The following is a 12,507-nucleotide window of genomic DNA, read 5'->3' as shown; positions in this document are numbered from 1 at the left end:
GAAGAAGGGGATTACCAAAAAGCTTCTGAGCTTTACAAACAGTATACGGACAAGAATCCGAAGAAGCCGGAACCCTTTAATCGACTCGGGCTGTCGTACGATGCCGAAATGGAATATGATTCTGCCGCAAAAGCTTTTACAAAAGCAATAGAACTTGATCCAAGAAATGCTGCCTATTACTACAACAGGGCAAGCACTTACATTCACTTGAGGGCTTATGATCAGGCAAGACTTGATCTTGAGCAGTCGGTAAGGCTGGATTCAACTAAGGCGGATTATTTAAATGCGCTCGGGAATATATACTTCAATAAAGAGAACTATCTCCAGGCAAAAACCATTTACGAAAAAGTTCTGAAGCTTGATTCGCTTGATTCGGCTGTCTTTCTGAATCTGGCTCTATGTGCGGAGAAGGAGGGTAAAACCCAGGAAGCCTTGAATTATTACGATAAGGCTCTTGCTATAGACTCCTCGTCTGCGCTTGCATACAACAACAGAGGATATCTTTACGCCGAATCGGGCAGGCTAGAGGATGCAATATCCGATTACACGCGGGCAATAGAATTAAAACCGGGGTATGCACTTGCTTACAATAACAGAGGGACGGCTTATTACAAAATGAATGACTTAATTAGGGCTGAATCCGACTACACTAAAGCGCTTCTCATAGATCCTAAACTCGTTCGCACTTATCTAAACCGAGGCAGGGTGTACTATGACCAAAAGGAATACACTTCTGCTCTTGGGGACTATGAAAAAGCGCTGGCGCTAGAGCCGGAAAACAAACTGGCAAAGGATAGAATAGTGGAAGTAAGATTCGAACGCGGCAAGGAGCGTCTTGCATCAGGTGACATGACAGGGGCAAGAAGCGATTTCGAGGAGGTAATAAAGCTTGACCCGGATGGACCTTTCGCTTCGTCCGTGAAGACTTATCTTGAAAACATTCAATCAACAAATCCCTAGTATTCGCAGCTAAGTGTTTTTTGATTTTAAAGGCAAGGAGTGACTAAGTTCTCGGCCAAGAGTAAGCTTGTTTTACTCTTTCTTATAATAGGTTTTATCTCAAGAATTGCCTTCTCGATACCGGTTTTCTTCGATCCTTCAAGAGCGTTTGCTTGTACGGACGCAAGAACCTATCATAGTATAGCGCATAACCTCCTTGCAGGAAAGGGCTTCAGTGCAAATAATGCTTTGCCCTACACCCCGGAAACGACAGTGACTCCAGGGTATCCGATTTTTCTTGCCGGAATCTATGCGGTATTCGACAATTCGACAATAGCAGTCGTATTATTTCAAATCGTTATCAACGTGATTCTCATCCTTATCGTTTTCTTGTTCGTAAAAAAACGTTTTGGTGATACGGCGGCTCTTATCTCAGGGGCAATCCTGACCTTGGATTTCAATACCGCTCTTTTTACTACACAACTCACAACGGAGACCCTTTTTACTTTTTTGTTCATCTCTTCTATTTTATTTCTCGTTGAGTTTGTCGAACAAGGTCGTCTCAGATATGCTTTATTTTCAGGCATACTAATAGGTCTGGCTACTCTTGTCAGACCTATTACTTTATTCCTTGGCGTTCCCTTGCTTCTTTTCATCATACTGTCAAAACTAAGCTGGCGCAAGATCGCCGGATGGGCAATAGTAATCGCAGTGCAGCTGGCATGTATTACACCATGGATTATTAGAAACAAGATTGTATTCGATGAGTACTTCTATTCTGCGGTGTCGGATATGAACTTAATGCGCTACCATGCGGTTCCTTTGAAAGCTTCTCTTGAAAACAAACCCCTAGATTTGGCCTCAAAGGAGCTTGTTGAAAGCGCGCTCGGCGGGAAAACATGCAGAAACGATGCGGAGTATTTCAGACTTACAGGCACCGGGGCGAGGCGCTATATTCTGAAACATCCTTTGCCCTATACAGGAATGGCATTGCTCGGAGGATTAGGAACGCTTTTTTCTCCTCTGATGATGCACGAAGCAGGCGTTTTTTTCGCCGGTCAGAGAGAGCCGCCTTCAGGAAGCATTATGCTAGAACTCATCTCGCTTTTCTCAAAGGGACATTTCGGCGATGTATTCAGCCTCCTATGGAAGAACAGATTAGGTTATTACGGTATTGCTGCATTTGTGGTGTTCGTTTTGTACGGTTTGTTTCATTTTGCAAAGCTTGGATTCGTTTTAAAAGCATATATCTTGAAGGGATTAAAGGATGCGTCAATGCTTTTATCGCTTACAACAGGCGTATACATGCTTGCATTTCTGGGACTTGCAGTAGTGCCCCGCTTAAGGGTTCCTCTAGAACCACTTCTTGCCTTACTTGCGGCGATTGGCATTGTTTCGAAAAAAAGAGAAAAAAACAAGGAGGCAAAGCATGAGAGAAAAAACAAATAGCGGTCTCCTTGTCCAATCCATAAAACGCCTCTGGTCGAAGTCCGACAAATATCTTCTCTCGATTTTGTTCTTAGCTTTAGTGATAAGAGTTGCGCTTGCTATTCCGGTTTTTGTTGATATGTCTAGAACACAAGCCTGTTACGATGCAGTATCCTACGATTTACTTGCCAGGCATACGCTTGAGGGAAAGGGATTCAGCGTCAGCTTTGAAGCTCCCTATGAGCCGAACTCGACAATTACGCCGGGGTATCCTCTATTTTTATCCGCAGTATATATTTTTGCGGGCTATTCCAGATTAGCCGTAATCTTAATTCAAATAATCATTAATCTGGCGCTGCTTGTCGTCATCTACAGCTTTATAAAGGATCGTTTCGGCGTTAAAGCGGCATTCTGGGGAGGCCTGTTTTTCGTTTTGGATATCAATATGGTAATATTCCTTTCGCAGCTTACTACTGAAACGTTATTTACCATGGTTCTTGTCGCGTTGTTATTGCTTCTAATAAGATTCGTAGAAGATAAAAGGATAGTCACATCAATTTGGTCTGGCGTTCTTCTGGGTTTGGCAACTCTGATAAGACCTATAGCCCTTTACTTCTCGGTGCCCATTCTTGCGTTTTTTTTCTTAACGAAAATAAACTGGCAAAAGCTTGCGGGGTGGGTAATTATACTTGTCGTCCAGATCGCTTGCATCACGCCATGGGTTATCCGCAACAAGGCAGTTTTCGGGGAGGCCTTCTATACGACAATCTCCGACGTAAATCTACTCCAATACCAGGTTGCTCCCTTGAAAGCGGCTCTTGAGCACAAATCAAGAACCCAGGCTCAAAAGGAGCTCGAGGACGAGGCAGTTAGAGGAAAATCATGGAAGAATGAAGCCCAATACTACAGGCTTTGGAGTTATCCGTCAAAAAGATATATTATCAGCCATCCCATACCCTATATCGGAACATTGATACTCGGAGGAGTAGTAACTCTTATATACCCCTTACCTATGAGTGAAACCGGAATTTATTTCAAGGGGAAAGAGAATCTTCCGGCGCCCGGTATTGCACAGAACGTTATGCTTGAACTAATGAAAGGCAGGTTCTGGAATGCAATAAGAATAGCCTGGCGCGAGCGGCTTAGTTATTTTGGGGCTGCTCTTTTTTCTCTTTTCATTCTTTACAGCATATTCCATATGGTAAAACTTGCATTCGGTCTTAAAGCGTATATCATTAAGGGGATGCGTGATCCGGCAATGCTTTTGTTCCTAATAACAGGTTTGTATTTCCTTGGTCTTTTGGGCTTCGGCATCTCTCCGAGGATGAGGGTACCTTTAGAGCCTCTATTAACGGCTCTTGCGGGAATAGGTGTTGCATCCAGGAGAATAAAGAAAGTTAAAACCGATTCAAAACAGCACGGGGATTCTATTGCCGGTTAATCCATGCATTCTCGTGCTAGGCGGCGGAACCGCGGGTTTGGGTGCGGCGTATCTTGCTGCAAAGGCAGGCGCGGCGACAGAGGTTATTGAAAAACTTAATGTCTCAGGGGGCTTGGCCCTTACGCGGCGAACGCCTGACGGATACTATTACGATCTTGGGGGACATCGATATTACAGTCCGTCGCGCTATCTTGTTCCATTTCTAAAGAAGCTTCTCGGTGATGAACTTATATTAACGCCTCGCAAGAGCCGCTTTTATCTGAACGGCAGGTTTTTTGATTATCCTGTCAGGTTTAATGACGTCGCGATAAAACTCCCTGTAACCCATTCCTTGAGGATGCTTAAGGATTACGTTGCCGAAAAAGCGAGGGGCCGCAAAAACAGAAAGGAAGATTCATACGAAGACTGGATGATCCACCGCTTCGGAAGAGCGCTTTACGAGTTTAACTTCGAGAATTACACCCGGAAGGTATGGGGCGTTGCCCCAAAATCGATATCGGCGGATTGGGCATCTTTGAGAATCAAGGGACTTTCTCTGGGCAAGATCGTAAGCGAGTTTCTTTCTCGTAAGGGCGATATTGCCACTCTTGTTGACCGCTTTCTTTACCCAAGACACGGCATAGGTCAGATTTCCCATTATTTAGAAAATGGAATAACAGACTTGAAAGGAAAGGTTCATCTTGCCGAAGAGGTGGCAAGAATAGAGCATGACGGCAAACGGATAACCAAGGTTACGAGCACGAACAGCAGGGGTGAAAAGAGGACCCTGACTCCTGAATGGATTGCCTCATCCATAGACCTGGATCTTTTTATCAAAGCTCTTGATCCTCCTCCTCCACGAGAGGTTCTGAACGCGGCTATGAATTTAACCTACCGGTCACTCGTCATTCTTTTCGTACGCATCAACTCGGAAAACGTAACGGATGATTCCTGGATATACTTTCCTGACGAGTCAGTTCCGTTCGGACGCTGGCATGAACCCAAGAACTGGAGCATAGATATGGTGCCCGACGCTCGGCACTCCTCTCTTGTAGTCGAATTCTTTGCCAACAGGGGGGACGCTTTCTGGAACGCTTCAAAAGAAGAGCTTTTATCAATAACCTTAAAAACCGGTAAAAAGCTTGGACTCCTTGGAGGCAAAGAGATTGGTTCTGCTGAAAAGTATGTTTTTGAAAGGGCGTATCCCTTCTGGAGTGTGGAATATCGCAAAACGCTTGGCGTCATCTTCGATTATCTTAACCGCTTCAAAAATCTTTCCCTTATCGGCCGCAACGGACGATTCTACTACTGCACCATTGATGAATCCCTCATCTCTGGTTTCGCTGCTTCAGCCAACTTCCTTGAAGGTTTTAATACAGGACCGGACCCTTTGCCTATAGAGATTCCAGACAATGCACTGCCTTACCTGGGGCTTTCAGAAAAAGATCTCGAAGAAACTCAAGAGAGCGTCCGCTGGGCAAGGAACGATTAGCCCCTCCATTCGTGATTGCATCTGTCAACAACAAAAGAGTTAGATCCTCAGATATATCAACCGGCTTGACCGGCCAGGCTTTGACGGTATACTCATCTTAATAATAAAATTCAAAATCGCGCGGAGGCGATGATGTTTGTCTTGCTGTCAGTAATATTTTCGATAATAAGTTCAGAACCTTCAGAGACGTATAAACCAGGTGACAGGGCCGCTATCCTTGTAGATTTGAACGGCGATAAAGTAGGAGAAACACTTATAATCGAGAGCGAGGATATGGATCCGGATGTCCGGTCAATCGGGATTTTCGATTTTAATATCACAATTAATGATACAAGAGGGAGTCTTCTCTATAATTCTCAGGAGATAGGCGAGCTGGGGTGGTTCAGCATCGAAAAGGAGCCTTTTGAGTTTGAAGGCGGAACAAAACGTGAGATCGCTCTAATTCGTACCGGATGTTCAGGAACCGGTTTCCGCGTCAATGCTTTCTTCATATTTCAACCTCCCAAGACGGATTCCATTGCCGTGATATACGAAGGTTCTGATGGCCTTTACGATTATGACACTGATGGTATAGCGGATATGCTTATTTCAAGATACCGCCACGATAATCTAGGCATTTGGGGTGCAAGCTCACCCTGGTTAGCCCGTTTCTGTGCGCCAGCTAAAGATGAGAACTGGGAGCCTGTAGATAGAACCTTTGACGTTCTCCACAATGACGCGGGATATCGAACAGAGTGGATTGAAGACGTAAGCGATACATATAAAACACTTTCCGCCACGGATATCAAAGACGGTGTTGACTCTGAACATCTTAAATACCTCAAGATGTTACAGGAAGCGCTTCAAGAAAACGATACAGAGGAAGCAAGGCGTATCTATTATACCAGCTTTTAAAAAATCATCGCTTAACTGATAAATCCTAAGTTATATTTCAAGGAGAATCAGGAATTTTCGAACTAATGTCCGCATGTTGAGCAGGTTCCGCCACCGCAGGCAGAGCATCCACTGCTACCCGTGCTAAGAGGTTTTTCGACCGCTCCGGCTACACCAAAGACAGAAAAAAGCTGTTCTAAATCCTGTGAATTACATGCTGGGCATTGCAGCTCATCTTCATCGTTCTTACTTAAGATAAGAAAATCGAAGAAGTTACCGCATTTTTTGCATTTAAATTCTCTTAACGGCATGATGTCAATTATAGGTTTTGTCTAACTCAAGTCAAGCTTAAGACAAGTTAATTCATTCTTTGGGAAGTTTTGCCAGGACTTCAATCTTTCCATGATAGTGCGGGTTTCCATGACCGATATCCATCTCGTACCCCTTCTTGAAAGCAATAACCTCCAAACCTTTGACCATGGCCTGGACTTCTTCGGCGACGAAGTAATGGATTGTCATCTTGCGCTTAGGGACAAAAAAAGTGCGTTCCTCGATCTCTTCAAAATCAGCCTTGCACATCTCATAGCCTGGGTCTTCTGAAGAAAAAACACCCAGATATAGGTACCCTTCAGGTACAAGTCCTCTAATTGCCATTTTAACAAGACCTTCTCGTTCGCCGCGTCTCAGAAACATGAGGACCCATGCCGCAATAGCAAGAGAGTATCGTTTGGGAAGTATTGTAAGAGTTGTTAATTCGTTCTTTATCGCTCTTACAGGCATTCCTCGTTCGCTTGCTGTGTTTTGCAAATGCGCTACCGATTCTGAATCCCTATCGAAAGCGTCTACTTCAAAGCCGTGTTCTGCAAGGAACATTGTGTTTCTTCCTTTTCCGGCTCCCAGGTCGAGGGCGAAACCCTTAGGGATGATCGAAATATACTGCAACAAAAAAAGATCGGGAATAAATCTGGCTCCAGTGGATTCCTCATTTGAATCTTTAAGCGCACCCATCATCTGCGGGTCATTTCTGCCTGCCTCTTCGGTCATGTCATCATCCTATTCGAAAATTTCAACTAGTCAAGCCCCTGCTCCCTTATATCGAAAAATACTGAAACGAAATCAGGACACTCAGTTATCAAAAATTTTGTTTGAAACATTCTAAATAATATCTAAATATACTGGAGATGCAGGAAGGATGCTGTAATTGGAATATTGGAATAGCATATCTGAAAGCTGCAGGTATATCTTTTGGAGAAAATGCGGTCTAGTGCTTGACACGAATGAATTTTTGTTTAGAATTCATCTAAATATGACTAGTATTGAAGCCGCTATCAGAAAATGCCGCGAGCAAGGCATGAGGATAACTCCACAGAGGATCCTTATCCTGAGGGAACTTCTTGGTAATAGGAGTCATCCTACGGTGGAGGATATATATAGAGCTGTGTGCAGGGAATATCCAAATATATCCCTCGCAACCGTATATAACACCCTGAATATGCTTGTAGAGATAGGAGAAGTCAGGGATTTCTCTAACTCAAACGGCTCGAGGCGGTTTGATCCTAATCTTTATCCGCATGATCATGCTATCTGTGAAGCGTGCGGCAGGCTTTTTGATGTAGCTCAGCATGATCCGGAAAAGGAAAGCATACTTGCCATGGGCAAGAGCTTTAAGGTGATCAGGAAGCAAACCCTTTATTATGGAAGATGCTGGATCTGTTCCACGATGGTTAATGTCAACCTGCAATTGGATGAATTCGGAAACGCATCCAAGCATAAGGATACCGATCAAGCAATGCAGGACAAACAGGGTAAAGCTTCCCTGAAAATTAAAAAAGAGAAGAAAATCGCACATGTAAGATGAATATCGGGATTATGAAACCCGGTAATCGAATTTAAGCACGAAACGTACAATAAGAAGAGGAGTTAATTATGGCAGAAGAAGGTAAGACCTATGTTTGTTTGATATGCGGTCAGGAGGTCAAGGTGCTTAAAGCTGGCGCAGGAACGCTGGTATGTTGCGGACAGGATATGGAGCTTCAGGACGAATAATCCCTGTACTGAAATACATAAAAAGCCTAAGTTGCAAAAATTAACAACTTATATTTTGGAGGAAAAGTGGGTATAAAGTTCTCAGGATATGAAATAGGAGAGATGGCTATTCAGATTGAAAGAAACGGCAAAACCTTCTACGAGGTTCTTGAAAAAAAATCCAATGACAACGATATTAGAGCTTTCTTTAAGTACCTTGCCGAACAGGAGTCAGAACATATGGAAAGGTTCAAGGAGCTTCGCGATAGTCTTTCTAAAGAAGGCTACGTTGCTCCTTATGATTGGGACGAAGCCAGGGATTATCTATCGGCTCTGGTTGCTAAAGAGGTGTTTTCGGATTCAAACATGGGTGCAAAGGCCGCCGAGAGTGCAAAAGATGAACGTTCTGCTTTCGATGCCGCTATCGGCCTTGAGAAGGATTCCCTTCTTTTTTACCACGAGATGATGAGATTTATTAACAAGGAAGATCACCCTCTTGTTGAAAAGATAGCGGAAGAAGAGCGAAAGCATATAAAAGACCTGACTGAGAAAAAGCGTCAGCGGGGCTATTAACACTCCTTTTTAATCTTAACAAGCAAATCTGATTATATCCCCAGGAAGGGTTTCTTAGATTGTACTGAACTCCAACACGAGTCGGTAACTTAAAACAATTAAAGAACCCTGGAGGCGTTTACTATTGACAGAGTTACGTAATTTCGTATATTATTATATGCGGGTCAAGTTCTGGGGCACTCGCGGTTCTGTGCCCGTGCCGGGTCCTGCAACCCTAAGATACGGCGGCAACACTACATGCGTGGAGGTTGAAGGGCAGGATGGGACCTTGCTAGTGATAGACGCAGGTACTGGGATCCGTTCTTTGGGCAATGATTTGATGAAGCGAAATAAGCAGTTAAGGCTTCATGTTCTTCTCACTCACTATCACTGGGACCACATTCAGGGATGGCCTTTTTTTATGCCTGCGTTTCTTCCAGGGAATGAATTTATTGTTTTCGGCCGCTCTTCTTCTGCTGATCAACTTAAAGGCTTGTTCGGCAATCAGATGAGATCTACGTATTTTCCCGTAGAATTCGATAAGCTTCCCTCAAAGTTCGAATTCGTCCCTCTGAAAGAAAACTCCCTCAAAATAGGCGAACTGCATATTCAAACGATAGAAAACTGCCATCCTGGCGGTGCGTTCGGCTTGAGGATACTGGAAAAGCAAAGAGCTTTTGTTTTTCTAACCGATCATGAAGCAGGACTCAAGGAAAAACTTCCTCACAGCTATGAAGATTACGTCAAGTTCTCCAAAGGAGCCGAACTTCTTGTGCACGACGCGCAATTTACGGATGATGAACTCGCGAACAGAAGGACATGGGGCCACTCTTCTTTCGAAGAGGCGCATAAGCTTGCCGAGGATTCAGGGGCAAAAAGACTCGCGTTTACCCATCATGCACCCGAGCGAATCGACTTCGAGATTGACAGGATAATCAACTCCTTAATGGACGGCAGAGTCAGTTCTATCGACGCATTCGGGCTTATGGAAGGGATGGAGTTTACCATCTAAGTCTTTTTAGAAAACTTAAGCCTCAGTGCACAAAATTAATACAGACAGCTATTTAACTTCCAGAGGTTACTTTCCTACAACCTGCATTGAATCTAGCGTTATGTAGGGGTAGTAACCGTAATAGGCTTCCTCGTATTCTTTAGATATCGAGCGGATATTGAGAAAATCTTCATATATATTTCCTGAAACCATCGTGCCTTCGAGTCTGCCTGATACCTGTCCTTTTTCGACCATAAAACCGGTCGCCTGAACGGAAATATGGCCCTGGTCGTATCTGGACGAGTGGAAGCCCATTCCGCCTGTCAGGATGATTCCTTCGTCAAGCGAAGACACCATGTCGTCGAATGAAGAATCGCCAGGTTCAATCCATAGACTGGCTGGCCAGGGCGTCGGCATCATGTTCGTGCCTCCGCCGAAAAGGGCTCTTTTGAAACCGTTGCCGGATGAACGCGCACCTAATTTAGAACCTGTTCTCAAATCCAGAAGGAAGCTTTTCAGTATACCTTTTTCGATTAGCGGTCTTTTTTCTGTAGGTACGCCTTCGTCGTCAAAACCGCGTGCGCCGGGTCGCGGTGTATGCGGGTCCTCCATCAGGGTGATTTTATCGGAAAAGATCTTTTTTTCGAACCTTTCCATTAGGGGGGAGGTCTTTTTGAAGAGCTCTTCTCCTGAAAGTCCGCTTGAGAGTGACAGCGTAAACATATAGAGCGCCTGTGGAGACCATATAACCGGCATCCGTTTTGTGGGTGCGGTGACTTTCTTGTCCGTCCATTTGTAAAAGCGGATGAACTTATCTGTTACTTCAGCTGGAAAATCAAAAGGCGAGATGGATGATTTGTAAAAGTAGACACTTGACCCTGCCTCTTTTATAGGAGCGGATACGGTAAAGCTTATATTGGATTCCTTGTGTTCAGCCCATGTTCCGCCTGATGTCGCTATTACAAGTCGTTCCTCATCTTTTGATACCGATACGTTCAAAGCCAGATCAGGTAACGTCTTAAGCACTTTTTCGCGAGCTTCTTCGCACATCTGAATCATCTTCTCAGTCGCATAAACGGATGTCTCTGAAGAATACATATCAATCTTCGGAAAGTCTCTGGCAATTGAAAAGGAGAAGGGGGCTTTATCGCCGCGTTTTGCCGACTCGGCCGCTTCGTCAATGAGAGCGTTCGGAGCCTCAAGAGTCGTTGCTGAAGCGGTTCCAAGCTTACCCTCTTTTTTTACCCTCATCATGATTCCTGAAACTCGATTAGAAACTATAGCCCTCAGATCGCCGTTTCCGTAATTTACACTTGTATTGGAATTCTCCTTATAATAGATTTCTGAATCGTCGAAAAGCTCCATTGAAGCGTTGAGAATTTTGTCAATCATCGCGCACCTCCTAGCGTTACGGCATCAATCTTTATGTGCGGAGCGCCTTTTCCTGATTTCGCGTTGAGCTGCATGGGTCCATTTCCGCCTTTTCCGCAGCCGCCTCGTTCTGCAAATTCAAGATCGTTGCCTATCATGGATATATTCTTTAATGTGGAAAAGAGCTCGCCAGACATGTTGATGTTTCTGATAAGTTTTCCCACCTTGCCTTTCTTGATTTCGTATCCGTACTGGGCGCCGAATGTGAACTGGTCGCCAGACGTTTGACCGCCCTGTGCTCCTATTAGATAATAACCGCTGTCAATCGAAGAAACCATTTCATCGAATGTGGATTTACCCGGTTCTATGTATATGTTCGACATCCTTACAATAGGCGTAAACTGAGGCGCCACAGCCCTCATATTTCCAGAAAGGGGCTCTCCGAACTCCGAAGCCGTCTCCCTTGAGTGCATTCTTCCGGCTAATACTCCGTTCTTAATCAGCTCCGTTCTGCGGGTTTTCACGCCTTCATCGTCGACCTGATGCCATCCGGGGATTCCGTAAATTGTGCCGTCATCCGTAACGTTAAGAATGTCTCTGCCAAGTGCCTGTCCTATCTCGAGTTTTGCAAGAAACGCAGGATTATCCTGCAGTCCATCGGCTTCAGACAGATGTCCGAAAGCCTCATGTATGAAAACGCCGGCTTCATCGGGATCAAGCACAACCGGAAAATTTCCGGCAGGAAGCATATCGGCGGTAGTCAACTCTGCTGCTATGGTAGCCTTCTCTATGAACTTGTCCTCTCTCGAGAGCAGCTTGTCGTAATCATCCGAACCGCCGACAGCTGCAGCTGTTGTTTGAACCACATTTCCATCCTTAGCCGTTAACCGAAAGACTATGTTGGATATCATGAGCTCGTATTCTATGGCCGTTCCTTCGGTATTAACAAACCATCTTCTGGAGTACCATTCAGAATACGACCCGTAAGCCACAATTATCTTCGGAATATCTAAAACAATATCCCGGTAATACTTGAGGAGTTCTTGTTTTTCTTCTAGTGACCATTTTCTGGGATCATTCTTTGGGGTTAAAAAGAATTGTCCGTTTAAGGGTTCGGATGCCGCAAGCGTAAGTTTCTTTTTACGGTGAGAACCTGAGACGACTGCATCCGAAGAACACTGTGCCACACCCTTTTCGAGATCCTCAATCTTGGAAAAAGAGTGTATGGCTTTACCGCCATTTGCATAGCAACGTATGTGGCCTCCGCGACTCGTTGGCGTCGAGAAGGTCATAAGTTCCTTGTTTTGATATGCTATGTTAACGGCACAGTTCTCCTCAAAACGCAGATCAGCATAATCCGCTTTTGAGAAGTTCAGCGCTTTCTTTAGTTTATCGAGCATAAGACCTCGCTTTCAT

The 12,507-nt window shown here is 44.5% G+C and carries 13 protein-coding genes; 9 read left to right on the top strand and 4 right to left on the bottom strand.

Features of this window, described 5'->3' with window-relative positions; all coding sequences use genetic code 11:
- From GX441_09660 to GX441_09640, 5 genes are all read left to right on the top strand, one after another.
- On the top strand, positions 1-960 hold a 960-nt coding region (locus GX441_09660), incomplete at its 5' end, for a tetratricopeptide repeat protein (protein ID NLI98905.1).
- 39 nt (positions 961-999) lie between these two features.
- Positions 1,000-2,388 carry a glycosyltransferase family 39 protein gene (locus GX441_09655; protein NLI98904.1) on the top strand — a complete coding sequence of 463 codons (1,389 nt, stop codon included), beginning with the start codon at positions 1,000-1,002 and terminating at the stop codon, positions 2,386-2,388.
- Complete coding sequence (locus GX441_09650) at positions 2,369-3,808, top strand: glycosyltransferase family 39 protein (GenBank protein NLI98903.1); 1,440 nt, start codon at positions 2,369-2,371, stop codon at positions 3,806-3,808. The genes GX441_09655 and GX441_09650 overlap by 20 nt, the downstream gene beginning before the upstream one ends.
- A complete protein-coding gene (locus GX441_09645) occupies positions 3,798-5,279 on the top strand; it encodes an NAD(P)-binding protein (protein NLI98902.1) in 1,482 nt (493 codons plus the stop codon). Before GX441_09650 ends, GX441_09645 begins: the two co-directional genes overlap by 11 nt.
- Before the next feature lie 129 nt (positions 5,280-5,408).
- Positions 5,409-6,173 carry a hypothetical protein gene (locus tag GX441_09640; protein NLI98901.1) on the top strand — a complete coding sequence of 255 codons (765 nt, stop codon included), beginning with the start codon at positions 5,409-5,411 and terminating at the stop codon, positions 6,171-6,173.
- Between the two features lie 62 nt (positions 6,174-6,235).
- On the opposite strand, the gene GX441_09635 is transcribed toward GX441_09640, so the two are convergent.
- Together GX441_09635 and GX441_09630 are read right to left on the bottom strand one after the other, a co-directional pair.
- Positions 6,236-6,463, bottom strand: a complete 228-nt coding sequence (locus tag GX441_09635) for a zinc ribbon domain-containing protein (GenBank protein NLI98900.1) — start codon at positions 6,461-6,463, stop codon at positions 6,236-6,238.
- 52 nt (positions 6,464-6,515) lie between these two features.
- On the bottom strand, positions 6,516-7,196 hold the full coding sequence (locus tag GX441_09630) for a methyltransferase domain-containing protein (protein ID NLI98899.1): 681 nt from the start codon (positions 7,194-7,196) through the stop codon (positions 6,516-6,518).
- Positions 7,197-7,353: 157 nt separating this feature from the next.
- On the opposite strand from GX441_09630, the gene GX441_09625 reads away from it, so the two are divergent.
- The 4 genes from GX441_09625 to GX441_09610 all read left to right on the top strand — a co-directional run bounded on the left by GX441_09625 (position 7,354) and on the right by GX441_09610 (position 9,741).
- Positions 7,354-8,010 (top strand): transcriptional repressor, encoded by a 657-nt coding sequence (locus GX441_09625; GenBank protein ID NLI98898.1) that lies wholly within the window; start codon positions 7,354-7,356, stop codon positions 8,008-8,010.
- 68 nt (positions 8,011-8,078) lie between these two features.
- On the top strand, positions 8,079-8,198 hold the full coding sequence (locus GX441_09620; protein ID NLI98897.1) for a desulfoferrodoxin FeS4 iron-binding domain-containing protein: 120 nt from the start codon (positions 8,079-8,081) through the stop codon (positions 8,196-8,198).
- A gap of 66 nt (positions 8,199-8,264) precedes the next feature.
- On the top strand, positions 8,265-8,750 hold the full coding sequence (locus GX441_09615) for a ferritin family protein (GenBank protein NLI98896.1): 486 nt from the start codon (positions 8,265-8,267) through the stop codon (positions 8,748-8,750).
- A 157-nt stretch (positions 8,751-8,907) separates the two neighbouring features.
- On the top strand, positions 8,908-9,741 hold the full coding sequence (locus GX441_09610) for an MBL fold metallo-hydrolase (protein ID NLI98895.1): 834 nt from the start codon (positions 8,908-8,910) through the stop codon (positions 9,739-9,741).
- 66 nt (positions 9,742-9,807) lie between these two features.
- Here the strand turns inward: GX441_09610 and GX441_09605 are convergent, their stop codons facing one another.
- A complete protein-coding gene (locus tag GX441_09605; GenBank protein NLI98894.1) occupies positions 9,808-11,112 on the bottom strand; it encodes a TldD/PmbA family protein in 1,305 nt (434 codons plus the stop codon).
- Positions 11,109-12,491: a TldD/PmbA family protein gene (locus GX441_09600; protein ID NLI98893.1), complete on the bottom strand. Its 1,383-nt coding sequence runs from the start codon at positions 12,489-12,491 to the stop codon at positions 11,109-11,111. Before GX441_09600 ends, GX441_09605 begins: the two co-directional genes overlap by 4 nt.
- Positions 12,492-12,507: the final 16 nt, after the last annotated feature.

The sequence above is a fragment of the bacterium genome, assembly GCA_012517375.1.
GTDB lineage: Bacteria > Hydrothermota > Tepidihabitantia > B3-TA06 > B3-TA06 > JAAYVC01.
This window is presented reverse-complemented; position numbering and strand designations above follow the sequence as displayed.

Excerpts from the sequence above, each read along its gene's own strand:
- GX441_09620 (NLI98897.1), top strand. The coding sequence starts at position 8,079 with ATGGCAGAAGAAGGTAAGACCTATGTTTGTTTGATATGCGGTCAGGAG.
- GX441_09600 (NLI98893.1), bottom strand. The coding sequence starts at position 12,491 with ATGCTCGATAAACTAAAGAAAGCGCTGAACTTCTCAAAAGCGGATTAT.
- GX441_09635 (NLI98900.1), bottom strand. The coding sequence starts at position 6,463 with ATGCCGTTAAGAGAATTTAAATGCAAAAAATGCGGTAACTTCTTCGAT.
- GX441_09630 (NLI98899.1), bottom strand. The coding sequence starts at position 7,196 with ATGACCGAAGAGGCAGGCAGAAATGACCCGCAGATGATGGGTGCGCTT.
- GX441_09610 (NLI98895.1), top strand. The coding sequence starts at position 8,908 with ATGCGGGTCAAGTTCTGGGGCACTCGCGGTTCTGTGCCCGTGCCGGGT.
- GX441_09650 (NLI98903.1), top strand. The coding sequence starts at position 2,369 with ATGAGAGAAAAAACAAATAGCGGTCTCCTTGTCCAATCCATAAAACGC.
- GX441_09640 (NLI98901.1), top strand. The coding sequence starts at position 5,409 with ATGATGTTTGTCTTGCTGTCAGTAATATTTTCGATAATAAGTTCAGAA.
- GX441_09605 (NLI98894.1), bottom strand. The coding sequence starts at position 11,112 with ATGATTGACAAAATTCTCAACGCTTCAATGGAGCTTTTCGACGATTCA.